The sequence below is a fragment of the Streptomyces sp. CRCS-T-1 genome (assembly GCF_024442335.1).
GTDB classification, from domain to species: Bacteria; Actinomycetota; Actinomycetes; order Streptomycetales; family Streptomycetaceae; genus Streptomyces; species Streptomyces koelreuteriae.
This window is the reverse complement of sequence record NZ_CP101651.1, coordinates 5567701-5584758: the sequence shown is the minus strand read 5'-3', so window position 1 is coordinate 5584758 and position 17058 is coordinate 5567701. Positions and strand designations below refer to the sequence as shown.

Genomic DNA, 17058 nt, shown 5'->3' with positions numbered 1-17058 from the left:
AGACGACTGGACGTCGACGTCCAGCGGCTCCTGGTGCAGCCTTATGTCCGACGGTACCTTGCCGGGCCCCTCGTTCGGGCCCCCCTTGGCGCGGTTCACTTTGACGTGCACCGTGCCAAACCGTGCCAAGGGGCGGCAGACGATACAGCCTCTCGCCTCAGCGCAGGCTCGAGTTGTCCATCTTCCGGGTGCTGATGACCTGGTCGATCAGTCCGTAGCTCAGCGCGTCCTCGGCCGTGAGGATCTTGTCGCGCTCGATGTCCTCGCGGATCTTCTCGACCGGCGTGGTGGAGTGCTTGGCCAGCATCTCCTCCAGCTGCGAACGCATCCGGAGGATCTCGTTCGCGGCGATCTCCAGGTCGGAGACCTGACCGCGGCCGGTCTCGCTGTACGGCTGGTGGATCAGCACGCGCGCGTTCGGCAGGGCCATGCGCTTGCCCGCCGTGCCGGCGGCCAGCAGGACGGCGGCGGCGGAGGCGGCCTGGCCCATGCAGACCGTCTGGATGTCCGGCTTCACGTACTGCATCGTGTCGTAGATCGCGGTGAGCGCCGTGAAGGAGCCGCCGGGGCTGTTGATGTAGACCGAGATGTCACGGTCGGGGTCCATCGACTCCAGGCACAGCAGCTGCGCCATGACGTCGTTGGCGGAGGCGTCGTCGATCTGGACGCCGAGGAAGATCACACGCTCCTCGAAGAGCTTCGCGTACGGGTCGTACTCGCGGATGCCCTGGGAGGTGCGCTCGACGAAGCGCGGAATGATGTAGCGGGACTCGGCCTGGGGGCCGGTGTAGCGGCCCTGCGAGCCGCTCGTGTCCTGCGCGGCGTTCATACGGTCGTAGATCCCGCTTCCGGGGAACTGGTTCACGGTGTCTCCTGAAAAGGGCTGAGGCGGTCGGCTGGGGCTGTCTGGGGTCGCTGGGGCCCGGGAGGGCTCCGGGGGCCTCACGGGGCGCCACAGGCCCCGTGGGGACCTCTCAGGCCCCGGTGCCGCCGCCGCCCGGCATACCTGCGGCCGTCGGGATGACGTCGTCGATGAGGCCGTACTCCTTGGCCTCGAAGGCGTCGAACCAGCGGTCGCGGTCCGAGTCGCGGGTGATCTGCTCGACCGACTGGCCCGTGTGCTGGGACGTGAGCTCGGCCATGCGCTTCTTGGTGTGCAGCAGCCGCTCGGCGTGGATCTTGATGTCGGAGGCCGAACCGGCCAGACCGGCGGAGGGCTGGTGGATCAGGATCTCGGCGTTCGGCAGCGCGAAGCGCTTGCCGGGGGTGCCCGCGCTGAGCAGGAACTGCCCCATCGAGGCCGCGAGACCCATCGCGATCGTCACCACGTCGTTCTTGATGAACTGCATCGTGTCGTAGATCGCCATACCGGCCGTGATCGAACCGCCGGGGCTGTTGATGTAGAGGTAGATGTCCTTGTCGGGATCCGCGGCAAGGAGCAGCAGCTGTGCGGTGATCTTGTTCGCAATGTCGTCGTCGACCGGCTGGCCGAGGAAGATGATCCGCTCGTTGAGCAGCCGGTTGTAGACCTGGTCACCGAGGCCACCACCGATGGAAGGCTCGCCGGCGGCGGAGGGCATCAGATTCGTCACGTATCCACCTGCTCGTCTTACGACGGCGCCGGGCCGTCTCACGTTTCCCTGCGGGGCTGGAGCCGTTCGCAGACTCCACTGCCCTCGTATTCATGGACCCTAACGCGCGGGTCCCTTCGGGGAATCCCGGAGATGGGAGTGTTCGCCGGGGGCGTAGCGACTTGGGTGCTTCGGTCCGCACCTGGGCCGGTGACGCCGACGGGCCCCGAGAGGCACTGGTGTGTGTCTCTCGGGGCCCGTCCTCTTACGGCGTAGCAGGTGCCGGGGCTCAGCCCTCGGTCTTCTCGGTGGACTCGGCGCCCTCGGCGGCCGGGGTCTCCTCGGCGGAGGCCTCGGTCTCGTCCTCTTCGTCGTCCAGGTCGACGACCTCGCCGTTGGTGTCCTTGACCGTGGCCTTCTCGACCACGACGGCCAGGGCCTTGCCGCGGGCGACCTCGCCGACCAGGAGCGGAACCTGACCGCCCTCGACGACGGCCTGGGCGAACTGGTCGGGGGACATGCCGGAGGAGGCGGCGCGGCGCATGAGGTGCTCGGTGAGCTCCTCCTGGCTGACGTTCAGCTTCTCCTGCTTGACGAGCTCGTCGAGGACGAACTGCGTCTTGATGCCCTTGACCGCGGCTTCCTTGGTCTCGGCGTCGAACTCCTCGGCCGTCTTGCCCTGGATCTCGAGGTACTTCTCGAGGTCGAGGCCCATCTGGCCGAGCTGGTGGTGCTCGAGGTTGTGCTTGCGGGTGTTGACCTCGTCCTCGAGCAGCTTGTCCGGGACCGGCACCTCGACCAGCTCGAGCAGCTTCTCCAGGACACGCTCCTGGGCCTGCGTGGCCTGGTCGTACTGCTTCATGTTCTCCAGGCGCTTGCGGCTGTCGGCGCGCAGCTCCTCGATGGTGTCGAACTCGGAGGCGAGCTGAGCGAACTCGTCGTCCAGCTCGGGCAGTTCGCGCTTGGCGACCTGGGTGACCTTGACGGTGACCTCGGCCTCCTTGCCGGCCGCCGAGCCGCCCTTGAGCTCGGAGGTGAAGGTGGCCTCGCCACCGGCCTCCACGCCCTTCACGGCGTCGTCGATGCCGTCGAGGAGCTCGCCGGAGCCGATGGTGTAGGAGACGCCGTCGGCGACGCCGTCCTCCAGGACCTCGCCCTCGACCTTGGCCTCCAGGTCGATCGTCACGACGTCGCCGTCCTCGGCGGCACGCTCGACCGGGGCGGTGGAGGCGAAGCGCTCGCGCAGCTCCTCGACCGCCTTGTCGACGTCCTCCTCGGTGACCTCGACCGCGTCGACCTCGACCTCGATGCCGGAGTAGTCCGGGATCTCGATGGAGGGACGGATGTCGACCTCGGCGGTGAAGTTCAGCGTCTCGCCGTCCTTCAGCTCCGTGATGTCGACCTCGGGCTGGCCCAGGGGGTTCAGCTCGGCCTCGTTGACCGCGTCGGTGTAGAACTTCGGCAGCGCGTCGTTGACGGCCTCCTCCAGAACCGCACCGCGGCCGAACCGCTGGTCGATGACCCGGGCCGGGACCTTGCCCTTGCGGAAGCCCTTCACCGTGACCTGCTGGTTGATCTTCTTGTACGCCGCGTCGAGGCTGTCCTTGAGCTCCTCGAAGGGCACCTCGACAGTGAGCCGAACCCGAGTCGGGTTCAGGGTCTCCACGGCGCTCTTCACGGTTCGGTCTCCTTGTGGCTGACTTCTTGGGTTCTGCCGGGGCCAGAGCGGCCCGGCGGATTTCGCCGCCCGGAGACTTCAGACGCTGAGACACACGGGCGTGCAGCTTGCATAGTAACGGCAGCGACTACACCGCCCAAAAGGCGATCACATGAGCGACCGGGGGACGATCACCCGAGATGACTCGAGCCGGCTCGAGAGATGATCGGATGGCTGGTCGGGGTGGCGGGATTTGAACCCACGGCCTTCCGCTCCCAAAGCGGACGCGCTACCAAGCTGCGCCACACCCCGTCTGGTGCGACACGTAGGGTACATGGCGCGAGGCCGTGGGGCCGCCGTATTTCCGCTGCGTCCGCGCCGGGAGGCCCCGGATCCGAATGCGGTGTGCGACGAGGGCGCACAACCCGCTACGATGCTTGCGTGCCGAGGTCACCCGACCTGCGGCGCGCACCGTGCGGGCGTAGCTCAATGGTAGAGCCCTAGTCTTCCAAACTAGCTACGCGGGTTCGATTCCCGTCGCCCGCTCCATACGACTCAGGGCCAGGTCAGAGGATCATTCCTCCGCCTGGCCCTGATCGTTTGCAGGGGGCGTGTTCAGTCCGCCGTGTCCCTCGCGTGCCCCTTCCGCTCTGGATCTTGCTTCCTCTTGGTCTTCCGGCCCTTGTCGACGAGGGCGCTCAGTGCGTCGGCGATCAGCCGGTCACGTTCGGCGCTCGCGTGCTGGTAGATCAGCGCGGCCCGGGCAGTGCTGTGGCCCATGCGGGACATCAGCTCTCGCGTGCTGGCCCCGGTCGACGCGGCGAGGGTGTTGCCCGTGTGCCGGAGATCATGGAAATGCAGGTTCTTGATCCCGGCATCCGCACTGGCCTTGCGCCACAGCCGGTTGAAGTGGTTCCGGCGTGGAGTCGCTCCCTTGGCACCGATGAAGACACGGCCGTCGGCACCCGGCTCGGCGTACCGCTCCAGGTGGTCAAGGATGTCCGGGATGATCGCGGCCGGGATAGCCACGGTGCGCTTGCCCGCAGCGCTCTTGGGTGCCTTGATCTCGCGCTGGCCGTTGAACAGCTCGGCGACGGCCCGGCGGACACGTACGGCCCCGTGGTCGAGGTCGATGTCCCGGCGGTGCAGGCCGATCAGCTCACCCCAGCGCAGGCCGAGGAACCCGGCCATCAGCACGAGCGCCCGGTAGCGGGGCTGCATGGCCTCTGCCAGGTCGTAGACCTCCTGCACGGTGGCGGTCGGCCGCTCAGGGGTGTGCACGGTGCTGGCGCCCTTGATCGTGCACGGGTTGCGCCTGATCATCTGGTCGGCGACAGCCGTGCCCATGATCGCGCGCAGCAGGGCATAGGCCTTGGCGACCGTGGTCGGGCCGGTGCCAAAGGCGAGCTTGTCAGCGCGCCAGCGCCGCACGAGCGGGGGCGAGATCTCCGCGACGTTGACGCCCCCGAAGGCGGGTTCGAGGTGGTGCCGCAGGAGCGAGCCGTAGAGCTGCCGGGTTGTGGTGGTCAGCTCGCGTTCCTTGATCCAGGCAGCGGCGTACTCGCCGAACGGCACCTTCCCGGCGTCGGGGTCATGCCAGTCGCCGCGCCGCAGCTCGGTCTGCTTGTCGGCAAGCCAGTCGTCGGCGTCCCTCTTGGTGCGGAACGTTTCAGGCGCGGGCCGGAGCTGCCCATCGGGGCCGAGGTAGCGAGCCTGATAGCGACCGGACGGGAGCTTGCGGACCCGGCCGAAGTGCCGGCGCTTCTGTGCCATCAGGCAGCCACCCCCCGAAGGACTGCTGTACGCCGCCGCGGCTGCACCGTGTTGGCGTCGATGAACTCGCGGACCGCGCTCTCGGGTATGCGGACGTGGCGGCCGACCTTCACGTAGGTGATGCGCCGCTCTTCGATCAGACGCCGAGGGAAGCGCACGGTCGTGCCGAGCAGCTCGGCGACCTGGTCGACGTTGAGGTACCGCTCATTCATGGTCGTGCTCTCCTTCCTGGCGCAGGTCTGCGAGAGCCTCGCGCGCCGTTTCGCGGTTCAGCTGGATGTCCCGCCGGATCGTGGCGGCGAGCCAGGACTCACCAGGGGTGTAGCCGTGCCCGGCGTAGGTCCAGTGGGCGAGGGTCAGCGTGGTTGCCCCCGGGGAGTCGTCCGGGTCGGGCAGGCCGAGGGCCGCGCGCTGCTGGGCGGCCCGGTAGTCGGCGCGGGTCTGGCGCAGGGCTCCGAGGGTGGTGGAGTACTGGCGGGACTTGGTGGAGAAGTGGCCGCGGAAGCCGAGCATGTGAGCCCAGTCCCGGAGCTTGCGGTCCGGGTAGAGCGGGTGCAGATCCAGGCAGGCTTCGATGAGGCGGCGGGGGTGGTCGGGCACGCCGAGCAGGACCAGGGCTTCCTTGTTGCCGATGCGGCGGTCGACGGTGCCGGTGGTCTCGGCGGCCTTGGTGGCGTACTTGGCGACGTAGGAGGCGACGGCCTGTTCGGTGATCTCTTCGCCGTGGCCGAAGGCGCCGATCGGCTGCACGTCGAGCTGCGTGCCCCAGCGAAGCGTGCGGTCCGGCTGATCACCGGCGGCGGAAACGTCGACCGATGCGCGGGCGGCGGCAGCGTGGATGGAGTCGGTGAGCAGGTCGAGGGTGGCCCAGGTCGGCGGCGGGTCGTCGGGCCCGTCGGGTCCGTCGAAGCGGATCACGGCGTGGAAGTGGACGGCTCCGCGCTTCTGGTACTCGGCGACCTTGCCGAAGGAGACGCGGGACTGTTCCTTGGCTGTCTTCTGGGTCAGTCCGGCCCGCTTGGCGATCTCCCGGCGCAGGTAGATCGTGAAGTAACGCCACAGCTCCGAGGCGTAGTTGTTCCACAGCACGGCCCCGGCGTAGTCGTATGTCGTGGCGTCGAGCGGGGTGCCGAGTTCGGGCGCGTCCTCGCCGTGGCCTTGGCCGCAGCGGCAGGGCCGGTTGCCGGGCCGGTTGTGGACCGGGCCGAAAGAGGGAGCGGTCAGGGTGGCGAAGACCCGGGGGTGGTCCCGGATCGTGTGCGGGGTGCCCTTGTCGGGGTCGCCGACGAGTCCGGCGCGGATGAGGTGGTAGGTGTCTCCGGCGTAGGTCCAGGCGCAGGCCGGGCAGCGGGAGGCCCGGCGGTTGCCGCAGGCGACCCGGAGCCGACCGCCGGGCTCGGTGTCGGTCGAGTAGGAGTGCAGGACCTGCCCGGTGACCTTGTCGCGGGTGACTGTGGCGCCTTGCAGGTGGATGGGGTCGGAGCAGCCGCCAGTGCGGCGGATCTGTTCTTGGATGCGGTCGAAGCCGGGAGACCCGGCCACCCTCAGCACGTCGGCGAGGGTGGCCGGGTCCAGGCCCGCCATGGTGGCGGTGTCGGTCATGTCCAGCACCACCCGCTGTCGCAGGCCTCATCGTCGGTGTCGAAGAGAGGAACTTGGACACCGGCCTTGAACAGCTCCCGCAGCGGGCGGCCGGTACGGGTGAGGAAGACCGGACGCTTCCCCTTGGCAGCAAGGTTGGCGTTGATGGTGTCTTCAACCTCGCAGGCCCGGGCGAACCTCTCGGGGTCGTGCTCGTGCATGGCCTGCCATTCGGGGATCTTCCGCATCGGGCAGAAGTCGCAGGAACTCTTGGGCGGTACGGGCAGGCCCGCGGAGCGGATGATGCGCGGGCAGTCCGCCCGTCGGACCTTCAGGTCAAGTAGCGGGTAGACGAGCCGCTCGTACGGCATGGCCTTGGATTCGTTGGCGCGGCCGATCTCGTCGAGGCTGATGCCCATCGCGACAGTGGCGCGGTTGTCGGCAGTGGCGCCGTGAGCCTTCAGCCAGGCGCCGGTGACGAGGATCTTGAACTCTTTCGTGCAGACCCGGGAGCCGGGTTTGCCGTTGGTCAGGAAGACCGGGATGGTCTGGCGGCTGCCGTTGCTGCGGATGATGCGCTGGCGGATCGTCTCGGTGCCGTTCTTGGTCTCGCGGTGCAGTTCGATCAGGTCGAGGCCGTGGGCCGCCGCGAAGGGAGCCGCGTACTGCTCGAAGTAGTGCAGCGTCGCGGGGTTCTCGCTGTCGGCACCGACGTTGGCGAACAGGAAGGTGCGGAAGTCCAGGCGGCCCTGTGCAGCGAGGACGAGCGCGGCCATGGACTGCCAGCCGCCGCCGAAGCTGAAGGTGCGCAGTTGCTGGCTGCGTGGCTCGGTGTTCACTGGCTGCCTCCCTTTGCGTGGGCAGTGCCGTGGTTGGCCTCCCAGCCCTGGACCAGGAGGCGGACCTGGGCGTCACCGGTGGCGGTGGCGCTCGCGCCGCAGTGGCACACGGCGGACCCGCGGGCCGGGGCTTCCGGGGAGGACTTGCTGATGTGCAGGCCGGGCCGGTCCCGGGTCGGCGTCAGGTCGCCCATGCCGGTCACCTCCCGGTCCGCGCGAAGGCGGAGGAGAGGCGGTGGCCGGTGCCCTTGCAGCTCGGGCAGGTGACGCGGAGGGTCGCGCGGGTGCCGTTGGCGTGGCGGATGCCGGTGGTGATGGCGGCGGTGGCGAAGCCGTCGCAGTCGCGGCAGAGCGGACGGTTCGGGGCGTGAGAAGGCATGATGAGTGGAGCCCTTTCGGGTCGCGAGATCTGGAAGCGGTCTGGGCCGTCCGGGGCGGCGGATACTTGGCGGTAGAGGCCGCCCCGGAGGGCTACTTGAAACGGCGGTTCTTGGTCCGGCGAGGCCGGGAGCGGGCCGGGTGCTTGGAGACCCGGTTGAGCGTGTAGGTAATGCCGCAGGTCGCCGACAGCACGGTGACGATGGACGCGGCGATGACCTGGACGACGAAGGCGAGTACGAGCAGCACCACGACGGACCCGGTGGTGATCAGCAGGGTCATGACGATCGGGCCCTTGTAGGAGCGCGGGGCTTCCTGGACGATCACGATCTTGCGCACGTTGGTGCCGGGCGGGATCTGCCGGTACAGATCGGCCGGGATGTGTCCGGCCCTGATCTGGTCCTCAGGTAACTGCATGGCGGTCTCTCTCCGGCTCAGGTGGTGCAGCGGTGGGTGCGGGCGGCGAGTTCGGCCGCCGAGCGGTCGCCGTACTCGTTGGAGAAGCCGCACTTCGGCGCGGTGCAGGCGGCGGTGTGCCGGGTCTGGCCCCGGCCGTTGTTGAAGGAGCCGACCTTGACGGGACCGATGCGGATCACGTCGTAGAAGCGGTTCGGGCGCATGGGTGAACCTCCTTAGATGTCAGGCGAGTTGAGCGACGATCGCCCCGGCGAGGTCTTCAGGGATGCCGAGCCGGGTGCGCAGGGTGGCGGTGTCGATATCGGTGCCGGTGCGGGTGCGGTGGTCAGTGGCGACCTTGCGGGCGTGGTCAATCAGCGCCGGAGGCACCACCGGTGCGGGCGCTTCGGGCAAGGCCGGTACGGGCTCCGGTGTGGCGATCTCCGGTACCGGCTCGGGCTCATCGACACGATGCGTCTCGACCTCCGGCGCGGCCGATTCCTCCACAGGCTGCGCAGGTGCGGCCGGTTCAGCGGGCGAGTGGACCAGCAGGGTTCCGCCGAGGAAGGCCAGAGCGGGCCAGCCAGCGACGAGGATGCGCAGCCAGGCAGGCACGTCGGCCAGGTCGAGCAGTCCCGCGGTGGCGATGTTCGCGCCGAGCGACGCGGTCAGCGCGATGACGAACCAGGTCCAGGCCGAGCGGTCGCGGCGTGCCGTGCGCAACCTGCGCCAGGCAGCGACCAACAGCAGATCGACGGAGACCGGGTAGGCCCAGGCCTTCCAGCCGGTCTGACCGGCCGCTTCGGCAAGGTCGTGCAGGTGGGCGAAGGACAGGGCACCAGCGATCACGGCCTGTACGAGTACGAAATCCGGGCGGACCTTGGCGGTCATGTCTTCACCTCCCTCTCGGGGTTGGGCCGGGGCGGGGCGGCGGGGAGCAAGTCCGGCCGCCCGGCCCCGTGCGGTTCAGTCGGTGGCTTCGCCGGTGCCCCAGCAGGTCAGGCAGAGGGCTTCCTGCCGGTCGTCGCTCACGCGCTTGCTGCGACCGCCGACCTTGAAGGACTCCGAGATCTGGCCCGTCTGGCAGTCGGGGCACGGCTTCTTGGCGGGCTTGCGGCGGGTCTTCCGTTCGGCCATGGCGTCTCCTTCGGGCATGGCTCGGGTAGGGACCTGACGCGAAGGCGGTCGCGCCGACCGGGGAGAACGGGGTGTTACTCGGTGACGGACTGCGGCACCCGGGGCGGAGTCGTCGGCATCGGCGGAACGATCCCCGAGCCGACCGGGCGGAACGGAGCCAGAAACGGCAACTCCGGGGTGAGGTGGGAGAACTGCCGGCACACGGCCGCCGCCTCGTTCGGAGTGACCTGCGGGGTGCGGATGCGGGACCAGCCACCGGAGGTGTCACCGGCCACCGCCACACCCGGACGATCAGCCTGGATGGACGTGGCCGCCAGGACCGCCTCCGGGGAGATGTCGCCCAGGCCCATGTCCGCACTGGCCTTGTCATTCACGCGGTGCACGACCCGGCCCGTGAGCTGAGCACGCAGGGCGGTGGCCCCCTTGCCCTGGTCGGAGCCGAAGCGCTGCCCGCACACCTCCAGATAGATGCCGATCGCACGGGCCATCTGACCCAGGCGGACCAACTGCATGACCACACGGTCACGCTCCGGCTCATCCTTCTTGGAGATCACGAAGAACAGCTCCGCCACCTCATCGATCAGCACGACCAGCGGCACGGGACGGACGTGAGCGGGCAGTTCCCACATGTCCGAGACCCCGTACAGGGAGAGCAGGTCAAAGCGCTCTTCCATCTCCGCGACGAGCGCGTCTATCAGGCGCCCGGCCGAAGACAGATCGGTGGCCAGAGCCGACAGACGCGGCGCGTAACGCCCGTGCTCGACACCGCGCTTGCAGTCGATACCGACCAGCGCGACAGGGAGCTGAGCCAGGCCTTTGATCAGGTTTCGTTGGTACATGGACTTGCCGGACAGCGTGGCGCCCAGGGTCAGCGCCATGGGGACCTTGCGGTAGTCCCGCTCGAAGACCGTGCCGTCCTCGGACAGCGCGACCGGGACCACCAGGTCACGGGGCTGTGCCTTGCGCGGAAGCTTGACCCGGGCGAGCACGTCATAGCCGGTCATCCGCAGCTCAACGTAGCCGGGCTTGGTCTCGGTGACCCGCACCGACCGGACCCCGAAGGCGTGCCGAAGACGCTCCGACGACGCGGCGATGTCGGCGGGCTCCAGACCGGCGGGCAGCCGGAGCGTGACCCGCAGGCCCGTGGTGGTCGGACGGACCCGGCGAACCTTCGGCGGCACCGGCCGCACCTCGCTACGGGCCACGTTGCGCTTGACGAAGGCACGGAAACCGGACGGCTGCACCGTCAGCCCGCACACCTCCATCGTGTTGCGGTAGGACCACGTGAACCGGCCCCAGGTGACCGGGAGACCGACCAGCGACCAGTACACGCGCGGGGCACGGACCTTGGCGTAGCCGAGCCCACCGGCACCAGCCGCCGCCGTGCCTAACTCCAGCCAGGTAGGCAGGTCAGTCATGGTCAGGCCACCGTCGTGATCGCGACCGCGCGGAACGAGATGCCGTGACGCTTCTGGCCATTGAACTCGTTCTCCCAGTCACGCGCCTTCAGGCCGACCACCCGCACCGGCATTCCCGGGGCAAGCCCCTCGGGAAGGCCCGTCTCCGGAACGGTCACCTGGTACAGGTTCCCCTCCCCCTCATCCGAGACCAGCAGACCCACGGTCGACAGACCCACGGCGGGGTTGTCCCGGTCCACGGCCCGCTCACCGGTCTTCTTGTTGACCATCTTCGGCTCCGGCGCAGTCGCGACGAACACCACGGCGGTCGACGTGTCGATCTTGAACGACGGCATAGCTGTCCCCTCGCCTCCGAGGCCGCCCCTTGCGAGCAACCTCTCTAGAGATGACTCCATGGAACAGCACATCTCTAGAGACGTCAATGCATCTCTAGAGATGTTTCAGCTTGGCCACTCAGGCCAGCCGCAGTTGTGCCGACCGACACGACGCCCCCTAAGGTGTCTAGAGAGGAAAGGAGGGATCACATGGCCACCCAGGGCAGCGGCCGCCAGCCGAAGTACCAGCGCATCGCCGACGAACTGCGGGAAGCGATCCAGGCTGGCGAATACGGCCCAGGCGATCGGCTACCAGGTGAGAACGACCTCATGGCCACGTACGACGTGGCCCGCATGACCGCGAGGCAAGCACTTGGGGTGCTCCAGAACGAGGGCTTGGCCGAGTCCCGCAAGGGCGCAGGCGTGTTCGTGCGCTCCTTCAAACCGCTGAGGCGGCGGGGCATACAACGGCTGTCCCGGGATCAGTGGGGCTCTGGACGCTCGATCTGGTCGGCGGACATTGGGGACCGCACACTGGTCGTCGACCAGGTGCAGGTCACTGATGAGGCTGCACCCGATCGCATCAATCAGGTGCTCGGTATCGAGGCCAGCGCCTCGGCTTGCGTGCGGAGCCGCCGCTTCGTGCTGGACGACAAGCCCGTCCTGCTGTCTACGTCTTACCTGCCTGCCGACCTAGTGGCCGGTTCAGCGATCACGCAGGAGGACACCGGGCCCGGCGGCACGTACGCCCGCTTGGCGGAGCTTGGCTACAAGCCTGTGCACTTCCGTGAGGAAATCCGCTCTCGGATGCCGTCGCAGGAGGAAGCCAGCCGACTCCAGCTCTCCACGGGCACTCCCGTGATCATGATCTGCCGCACGGCATTCGCGGACGAGGGGCGCCCTGTCGAGGTGAACGAGATGATCCTTGACGCTAACTCGTACGTGCTGGAGTACGACTTCGACGCCTGATCAGGCAGCCCAGGTCCGCGCATCCCTCGCCACACCGTAGATGTGCGCCACCTGGTTGGCGTCGAGCATCGGCGATAGGCCTGACAAGACCCGGTCGAGATGCTCGACAGCCAGTACGAGCACGGGAGGGTTCGCGTTCTTGACCGTGAGGTTCGCTGCGTGCACCACGGAGATCACGGGGCGAACGGGCACGTCGATTCCAGAGCGTCGGGACAAGGCGCGGGACACACGACGTGCCTCGGACTGACTGATTGCGATGTGTCGCTGCACGGCCCCATTCACTGTGATCGCGGTGTCGCCGTACCAGACGGACTTGTCCCGGTGCCGTTTGGAGTTGATGGAGAAGACTCCAGCCGGGCCGATGGCAAGGTGATCGATGTCCGCGCCGGTCGCCCACTGGACGGCATGGAGGATGAACCAGCCACGGGCCCGCAGGCTGTTCAGCCGTTTGCCGGTGATGCGCTCGCCTGTAAGGCCGTCGGACCAGCTACGGATCTCGGACTCAGTGCGCCAGCGATCAAGCAGTCTCAGCACTGGGTTCGGCTGTAACTCACGGATCTTGCGGCGCACCGCGTCGCCCGGCCGATTCCGTGCCAAGTCCTCGAATAACGGCTCCACCTTGCCCCCTCGTTCGCGGATCTCTCCCAGATCACCATGGAGGCGTGACCAGCTCCAAGACCCGTACTGGCCATGAGCTGTTACAGGTTTCTCTACCTCATCAAGCCCCGGCTGCGCTCCGCTCCGCCGGGCGCGCTTCCCGGCTCCGCTCCGGGCGCCGCTCCTGCCTTCGGCCCGCTCCGCCCGCGCTGCGCCGACGCGCGCCCACATGTGGATAGGGCCGGGAGCCATGAGTCGATCACCGCACGCAACGCCCGCGGTCAGAACAATGCCTCCGGCGGGGGATCGGCCGGCACCGGGATGGAGGGGGCGCCGTTCCCGACTGCGGATCCGTAGTGGCGAGCGCGGGGAGCTCCCATCCCGTACGCCATCGACCCAGGCAGAGCCGAGCAGACGTGGCCCATGGCGTCCAGGTCGTTCGTACAGTGGCGCGCTCCACCTGGACGCCATGAACCACGCCTGCTCCACGGTGTGTGGGTCGACGGCGTACGGGATGGGAGCAGGGGGAGGGTGGTGGGAGAAGGAAGCGGTCCAGGCGAGGCACATAGCCGACAGCACTGCACCAGACCGCGATCACTCGCACCGAGTTCGTTCGGCCCGGCGTTGTCAGCAGCAGACGCTAGACTAAAAAGTTTGACGAACTCTCAGTCACCGAATCCCCCCGCAACCACAACATGTTGTGGGTCGACGTAGACGCAACACAACTTATGGGGTCCTTAGTTGCGGAGAGTCGCGTGGGGTGCTGTACTGATCAGCGTCCGAAACCAAGCAGGCCCCTGCCAGGGGCGCCGACTTGAGGTCGGGCCACCCGGCATGGGGCCTGATGCGTTGGTACCGCCCAGGGACCATATAACGAGCTGTGGACTTCTCCAACCTCACACTCAGGGTGACCCGCCTCAGAGATGAGGCATTACATGGCACTTCGCACTAAGTTCATTGGATATGACCTGAATCGCCCAGGTCAGGACTACAGCAGTCTGATCAAGGAGATCAAGGCGCTCGCCAACGGGCACTGGCACCACCTGGACTCCACCTGGCTCATCCGGACCGAGAAGTCGACCAGTGAAGTTCGTGATGCGCTCAAGGCGCACATCGACTCCGGTGACGAGCTTCTCGTGATGGACGTCACGGGTGACGGGTGGGCTTCCGCTGGCCTCTCCCAGTCGGCGAACGACTGGCTTCGCAAGTACCTGTAAGCCCGTGTCCCCTGCGTGCCCGACACGACAGGATCCGTTGGTGCACAAGGGGGACTCACGGGGAGCCGAAGGCATACGTCGAGGTCAGCGAACCACGAGGTCAGCCGAGCCCTGCATACGCGATCTTCCAAACTAGCTACGCGGGTTCGATTCCCGTCGCCCGCTCTGATCGGCTCGGGCCCGGTTCTTCGGAACCGGGCCCGAGGTTTTTTTGCCTCGTCGGATTCAGAGGTCGCGGACGTCCACCGTGTAGACGGAGCGGATGCCGTACGGGACGTACAGGGCGTCGCCGACGAGGACGAGTGGAGCGCCCGAGGGGGCGAGCATGCTGTCGGCTCTGCCGCCGTCGTCGCGGCCGTCCCGGGTGGCGTCGACCTCGCCGCTGCTCGCGTCCAGGGCGGCCAGGCGGCCGCTGGGGGACGCGACGTACACATGGGTGGCGGAGGCGGTCGGCGGCCCCGGTTTCTCCACGGTGGAGTTGGATTCCCACAGCGTCCGGCCGGTGCGCGGCGAGACCGCGCGGATGCCGCCGCTGTCGCGGGTGAAGTAGACCGTGCCGCGGACCAGGTACGCCTGGGCGTCCTCGGGCCGGGCCTGGGCGAGCCGGCGCACGGTGAGCACGCGCGAGGAGACGTCGATCAGGGTCAGGCCGCGGTCCGTGGCGAAGGTGTCCGCGAGGACCAGGCGTCCGTCGTGCTGGCCGAGCAGGTACTGGGTGCCCTTGGCGTCGACGGTCCAGCGGGTCTTTCCGGTGGCCGGGTCGATCTGGGAGACGGTGGTGCGGGAGGCTCCGTTCTCCAAGAGGCCGATCGCGCAGACGAGGTAGGCGTGGCCGGCCGCGGAGCGCAGCAGGCAGTCGGCCGGGGAGTCCGGCTTCGGGCGTTTCCAGCGGACGTCGCCGGTCTCGGCGTCGAGCAGGGCGTACTGGTCGCCCGCGGGGCCGTAGAAGGTGACGACGCCCTCGGGGACGGCCGTGGCGGCGTTCTGTGTGCTGTCGGGGACGGTCGCCGACTCGCCGGCGCCGGTCCGGGTCCGCCAGAGTTCCTTGCCGGTGTCGGCGGCCAGGGCGTACACGGTGTAGCTGAAGCTGGGGCCGGCCGCCGTCTCCCCCTCCTCGGACTCGTAGGCGTAGACGTGGTGGTCGGTGGTGCCGATGAGCGCTCCCTCGCTGCCGGAGGAGCCGTCGGGCGTGGGGTCGACGGGCCGGGCCCAGGTGGTGCGGCCGTCGGCGAGGGCGAAGCGGGTGGCCATGTGGCCGGAGCCGGCGCACACGAGGGAGGTGTCGACGGCCGAGCAGCCGGTGAGGGGGCTGCCGACGCCGCCCAGGACGCGTTCGCTGCCCTTGGGGATCTTCGCGGCGGCGGCCCAGGGCTTCCAGCCGTCGGGGAGGTCGCTGCGGGCGGCGGCCGAGGGGCCGGGATCGCTGTCGCGGGAGAGGGCGCCGGAGAGGACCACGGTGGTGGCGGCGAGGACGGCGGCCACGGCCGTCCCGGCCGCCGCGGCGAGGAGGTAGCGGCGTCTTCGGCCGCCGCGCGGCGCGGTGGGCTCGGGCGGCGGGTCGGCGATCGGGGTGTCGCGCTGCGGCGAAGTGGCAGGGGCAGGCCGGGACGGGAGCGGGATCGATTCCTCGGTGGCCGGGCGCGGGGCGATCGGGCCTCCGTCGCGCAGCAGGGTCAGGAGTTCGTCGGCGGTCACGCGGGACTTGGGGTGCTTCTCCAGGCAGAGGCGTACGAAGGGGAGCAGCTCGTCCGGTACGCCGTCGAGGACCGGTTCGCCCTCGACGACCCGGACGGCCGTCTCGTAGGGGCTCGGGCTGTCGAAGGGGCCGCGGCGGGTGGCGGCGTAGGTGAGGACCGAGCCGAGGGAGAAGATGTCGGCCGCCGGGCCGACGTCCTGCGGGGAGGAGAACTGCTCCGGTGACATGAAGGGCGGGGTGCCCATGACGCGGCCGGTCTGGGTGAGGACGTCGGCGGCGGCGAACTCGGCGGCGCGGGAGATGCCGAAGTCGATGACGCGGGGGCCGTCCTCGGCGAGCATCACATTGGCCGGCTTCAGATCGCGGTGGACGACTCCGGCGCGGTGGATGTCGCGCAGCGCCTCGGCGAGGCCGGCGGCGAGTTCACGCAATCGGGGCACGGAGAGCGGGCCGTGCTCGCGGACGTGGGTGCCGAGGTCCGCTCCCGGGATGTAGAGCGTGGCCATCCAGGGGCGCGACGCGTCGGCGCCGGCGTCCACGACGGGCGCGGTGAAGGCACCGCTGACCTGGCGGGCCGCGGCCACCTCGCGGCGGAAACGGGCGCGGAACTCGTCGTCGTCGGCGTACTGGCCGTGCACCACCTTGACGGCGAGGCGGCGGCCGGAGGCGGAGCGGGCCAGGTAGACCACACCCATGCCGCCGGAGCCGAGGCGGTCCTCGATGCGGTAGCCGCCCACCTCCGAGGGGTCGGAATCGCGCAGCGCCATCCTCGTACGCTCCCCCCGTCACGCACCGTCCCGTCGGGAGGAGAGTAGCCGCACGTCTCCAGGGCCCGCGGCGGCGGCCCGGTCAGAAGCTGATGGAGTTGACCGTCTCCGCTATCGAGTTGAGGAAGCGCTGGATGGACGGGGCCATGCCGGTCGAGGCGAGGAAGAAGCCGAAGAGGACCGCCACGATCGCGGGGCCCGCCTTGATGGATCCCCCTCTCAGCAACACCACAAGGATGATCGCCAACAGCAGCACCACAGACAGTGAAATGGCCACAACTGATCACACCCTCGGTCGGTCCGCTCTCCCGGCCCGGGGGCGCGCCTGCGCACACCCCCGCCAGAACCATCGTGCCACCAACGTGGCCGGGCTATGCGGCCGGTGACGCATCGACCACACCCGTGTCGTCCGGGCCGTCGTCCGGGCCTGTGTGGGTCGCGTGCGGGAGGGGACCCGACGGCAGGGACTCGTACGGCAATTCGATGTACCACCCGCACAGGGAATTGGGGTGGATCGTTTCCGTCTCCACACAACGCGTTCGCAGCTAATTCGAATTGCTGCCCAAGGCTCCTCAACAACCCTGTGGAGAGGCTTCCGAAGAGCGCTGAAGCGGACATTCCACTGGAGTCGCCTGCTGGTCTTATGCACTGCTTAGTCCGGAAGTATCCTGACAAGCAGGGCACCTGTGACGGGCGTAACTCGGCGCCGAAGATGTGTTGGTCATCACGCCGACAGTGACGTCAACTA

Annotated in this window: 20 protein-coding genes and 2 tRNA genes; 3 read left to right on the top strand and 19 right to left on the bottom strand. The window is 68.7% G+C overall.

Annotated features, from left to right (window positions below):
• Positions 1-157 precede the first annotated feature (157 nt).
• From NNW99_RS25355 to NNW99_RS25340, 4 genes are all read right to left on the bottom strand, one after another.
• A complete protein-coding gene (locus NNW99_RS25355) occupies positions 158-865 on the bottom strand; it encodes an ATP-dependent Clp protease proteolytic subunit (RefSeq protein ID WP_285439957.1) in 708 nt (235 codons plus the stop codon).
• Positions 866-974: 109 nt separating this feature from the next.
• Positions 975-1580 carry an ATP-dependent Clp protease proteolytic subunit gene (locus NNW99_RS25350; protein ID WP_030818448.1) on the bottom strand — a complete coding sequence of 202 codons (606 nt, stop codon included), beginning with the start codon at positions 1578-1580 and terminating at the stop codon, positions 975-977.
• Between the two features lie 280 nt (positions 1581-1860).
• The gene (gene tig / locus NNW99_RS25345; RefSeq protein WP_215121423.1) at positions 1861-3249 is read right to left on the bottom strand and encodes a trigger factor; all 1389 of its coding nucleotides are present in this window, start codon (positions 3247-3249) and stop codon (positions 1861-1863) included.
• Positions 3250-3463: 214 nt separating this feature from the next.
• A tRNA-Pro gene (locus NNW99_RS25340) sits at positions 3464-3540 on the bottom strand.
• A 163-nt stretch (positions 3541-3703) separates the two neighbouring features.
• Between NNW99_RS25340 and NNW99_RS25335 the strand changes: the two genes are divergently transcribed.
• Positions 3704-3777 (top strand) — tRNA-Gly (locus NNW99_RS25335).
• Positions 3778-3843: 66 nt separating this feature from the next.
• Here NNW99_RS25335 and NNW99_RS25330 read toward each other — a convergent pair.
• From NNW99_RS25330 to NNW99_RS25275, 12 genes are all read right to left on the bottom strand, one after another.
• Complete coding sequence (locus NNW99_RS25330; RefSeq protein ID WP_215121422.1) at positions 3844-5001, bottom strand: site-specific integrase; 1158 nt, start codon at positions 4999-5001, stop codon at positions 3844-3846.
• Positions 5001-5213 carry an excisionase family DNA-binding protein gene (locus NNW99_RS25325; protein WP_215121421.1) on the bottom strand — a complete coding sequence of 71 codons (213 nt, stop codon included), beginning with the start codon at positions 5211-5213 and terminating at the stop codon, positions 5001-5003. The genes NNW99_RS25330 and NNW99_RS25325 overlap by 1 nt, the downstream gene beginning before the upstream one ends.
• The gene (gene repSA, locus NNW99_RS25320; protein ID WP_215121420.1) at positions 5206-6603 is read right to left on the bottom strand and encodes a replication initiator protein RepSA; all 1398 of its coding nucleotides are present in this window, start codon (positions 6601-6603) and stop codon (positions 5206-5208) included. Before repSA ends, NNW99_RS25325 begins: the two co-directional genes overlap by 8 nt.
• Positions 6600-7421: a phosphoadenosine phosphosulfate reductase gene (locus tag NNW99_RS25315; protein WP_251057931.1), complete on the bottom strand. Its 822-nt coding sequence runs from the start codon at positions 7419-7421 to the stop codon at positions 6600-6602. The genes repSA and NNW99_RS25315 overlap by 4 nt, the downstream gene beginning before the upstream one ends.
• The gene (locus tag NNW99_RS25310; protein ID WP_215121419.1) at positions 7418-7615 is read right to left on the bottom strand and encodes a hypothetical protein; all 198 of its coding nucleotides are present in this window, start codon (positions 7613-7615) and stop codon (positions 7418-7420) included. The genes NNW99_RS25315 and NNW99_RS25310 overlap by 4 nt, the downstream gene beginning before the upstream one ends.
• Positions 7616-7620: 5 nt before the next feature.
• Entirely contained in the window at positions 7621-7800 is a 180-nt protein-coding gene (locus NNW99_RS25305; protein ID WP_215121418.1) for a hypothetical protein, read from the bottom strand.
• A gap of 92 nt (positions 7801-7892) precedes the next feature.
• Entirely contained in the window at positions 7893-8216 is a 324-nt protein-coding gene (locus tag NNW99_RS25300) for a hypothetical protein (RefSeq protein ID WP_215121417.1), read from the bottom strand.
• Positions 8217-8233: 17 nt separating this feature from the next.
• Positions 8234-8419, bottom strand: coding sequence for a mobile element transfer protein (locus NNW99_RS25295; RefSeq protein WP_215121416.1), 186 nt, complete (start codon positions 8417-8419; stop codon positions 8234-8236).
• 19 nt (positions 8420-8438) lie between these two features.
• Complete coding sequence (locus NNW99_RS25290; RefSeq protein WP_215121415.1) at positions 8439-9086, bottom strand: DUF2637 domain-containing protein; 648 nt, start codon at positions 9084-9086, stop codon at positions 8439-8441.
• Between the two features lie 75 nt (positions 9087-9161).
• The gene (locus NNW99_RS25285; RefSeq protein WP_215121414.1) at positions 9162-9332 is read right to left on the bottom strand and encodes a hypothetical protein; all 171 of its coding nucleotides are present in this window, start codon (positions 9330-9332) and stop codon (positions 9162-9164) included.
• 74 nt (positions 9333-9406) lie between these two features.
• Positions 9407-10750: an FtsK/SpoIIIE domain-containing protein gene (locus NNW99_RS25280; RefSeq protein ID WP_215121413.1), complete on the bottom strand. Its 1344-nt coding sequence runs from the start codon at positions 10748-10750 to the stop codon at positions 9407-9409.
• Between the two features lie 2 nt (positions 10751-10752).
• On the bottom strand, positions 10753-11085 hold the full coding sequence (locus tag NNW99_RS25275) for a hypothetical protein (protein WP_215121412.1): 333 nt from the start codon (positions 11083-11085) through the stop codon (positions 10753-10755).
• 189 nt (positions 11086-11274) lie between these two features.
• Between NNW99_RS25275 and NNW99_RS25270 the strand changes: the two genes are divergently transcribed.
• Positions 11275-12033, top strand: coding sequence for a GntR family transcriptional regulator (locus tag NNW99_RS25270; RefSeq protein WP_215121411.1), 759 nt, complete (start codon positions 11275-11277; stop codon positions 12031-12033).
• Here the strand turns inward: NNW99_RS25270 and NNW99_RS25265 are convergent, their stop codons facing one another.
• Entirely contained in the window at positions 12034-12651 is a 618-nt protein-coding gene (locus NNW99_RS25265) for a nuclease-related domain-containing protein (protein WP_251057930.1), read from the bottom strand.
• 914 nt (positions 12652-13565) lie between these two features.
• On the opposite strand from NNW99_RS25265, the gene NNW99_RS25260 reads away from it, so the two are divergent.
• On the top strand, positions 13566-13847 hold the full coding sequence (locus tag NNW99_RS25260) for a hypothetical protein (RefSeq protein ID WP_215121409.1): 282 nt from the start codon (positions 13566-13568) through the stop codon (positions 13845-13847).
• Between the two features lie 225 nt (positions 13848-14072).
• Here NNW99_RS25260 and NNW99_RS25255 read toward each other — a convergent pair whose 3' ends face one another.
• Together NNW99_RS25255 and NNW99_RS25250 are read right to left on the bottom strand one after the other, a co-directional pair.
• A complete protein-coding gene (locus tag NNW99_RS25255) occupies positions 14073-16310 on the bottom strand; it encodes a serine/threonine-protein kinase (protein ID WP_215121408.1) in 2238 nt (745 codons plus the stop codon).
• An 82-nt stretch (positions 16311-16392) separates the two neighbouring features.
• On the bottom strand, positions 16393-16587 hold the full coding sequence (locus tag NNW99_RS25250; RefSeq protein ID WP_215121407.1) for a hypothetical protein: 195 nt from the start codon (positions 16585-16587) through the stop codon (positions 16393-16395).
• Between the last annotated feature and the right edge of the window lie 471 nt (positions 16588-17058).

Excerpts from the sequence above, each read along its gene's own strand:
- NNW99_RS25350 (WP_030818448.1), bottom strand. The coding sequence starts at position 1,580 with ATGCCCTCCGCCGCCGGCGAGCCTTCCATCGGTGGTGGCCTCGGTGAC.
- NNW99_RS25330 (WP_215121422.1), bottom strand. The coding sequence starts at position 5,001 with ATGGCACAGAAGCGCCGGCACTTCGGCCGGGTCCGCAAGCTCCCGTCC.
- NNW99_RS25325 (WP_215121421.1), bottom strand. The coding sequence starts at position 5,213 with ATGAATGAGCGGTACCTCAACGTCGACCAGGTCGCCGAGCTGCTCGGC.
- repSA (WP_215121420.1), bottom strand. The coding sequence starts at position 6,603 with ATGACCGACACCGCCACCATGGCGGGCCTGGACCCGGCCACCCTCGCC.
- NNW99_RS25310 (WP_215121419.1), bottom strand. The coding sequence starts at position 7,615 with ATGGGCGACCTGACGCCGACCCGGGACCGGCCCGGCCTGCACATCAGC.
- NNW99_RS25305 (WP_215121418.1), bottom strand. The coding sequence starts at position 7,800 with ATGCCTTCTCACGCCCCGAACCGTCCGCTCTGCCGCGACTGCGACGGC.
- NNW99_RS25300 (WP_215121417.1), bottom strand. The coding sequence starts at position 8,216 with ATGCAGTTACCTGAGGACCAGATCAGGGCCGGACACATCCCGGCCGAT.
- NNW99_RS25295 (WP_215121416.1), bottom strand. The coding sequence starts at position 8,419 with ATGCGCCCGAACCGCTTCTACGACGTGATCCGCATCGGTCCCGTCAAG.
- NNW99_RS25290 (WP_215121415.1), bottom strand. The coding sequence starts at position 9,086 with ATGACCGCCAAGGTCCGCCCGGATTTCGTACTCGTACAGGCCGTGATC.
- NNW99_RS25285 (WP_215121414.1), bottom strand. The coding sequence starts at position 9,332 with ATGGCCGAACGGAAGACCCGCCGCAAGCCCGCCAAGAAGCCGTGCCCC.
- NNW99_RS25280 (WP_215121413.1), bottom strand. The coding sequence starts at position 10,750 with ATGACTGACCTGCCTACCTGGCTGGAGTTAGGCACGGCGGCGGCTGGT.
- NNW99_RS25275 (WP_215121412.1), bottom strand. The coding sequence starts at position 11,085 with ATGCCGTCGTTCAAGATCGACACGTCGACCGCCGTGGTGTTCGTCGCG.
- NNW99_RS25270 (WP_215121411.1), top strand. The coding sequence starts at position 11,275 with ATGGCCACCCAGGGCAGCGGCCGCCAGCCGAAGTACCAGCGCATCGCC.
- NNW99_RS25260 (WP_215121409.1), top strand. The coding sequence starts at position 13,566 with ATGGCACTTCGCACTAAGTTCATTGGATATGACCTGAATCGCCCAGGT.
- NNW99_RS25255 (WP_215121408.1), bottom strand. The coding sequence starts at position 16,310 with ATGGCGCTGCGCGATTCCGACCCCTCGGAGGTGGGCGGCTACCGCATC.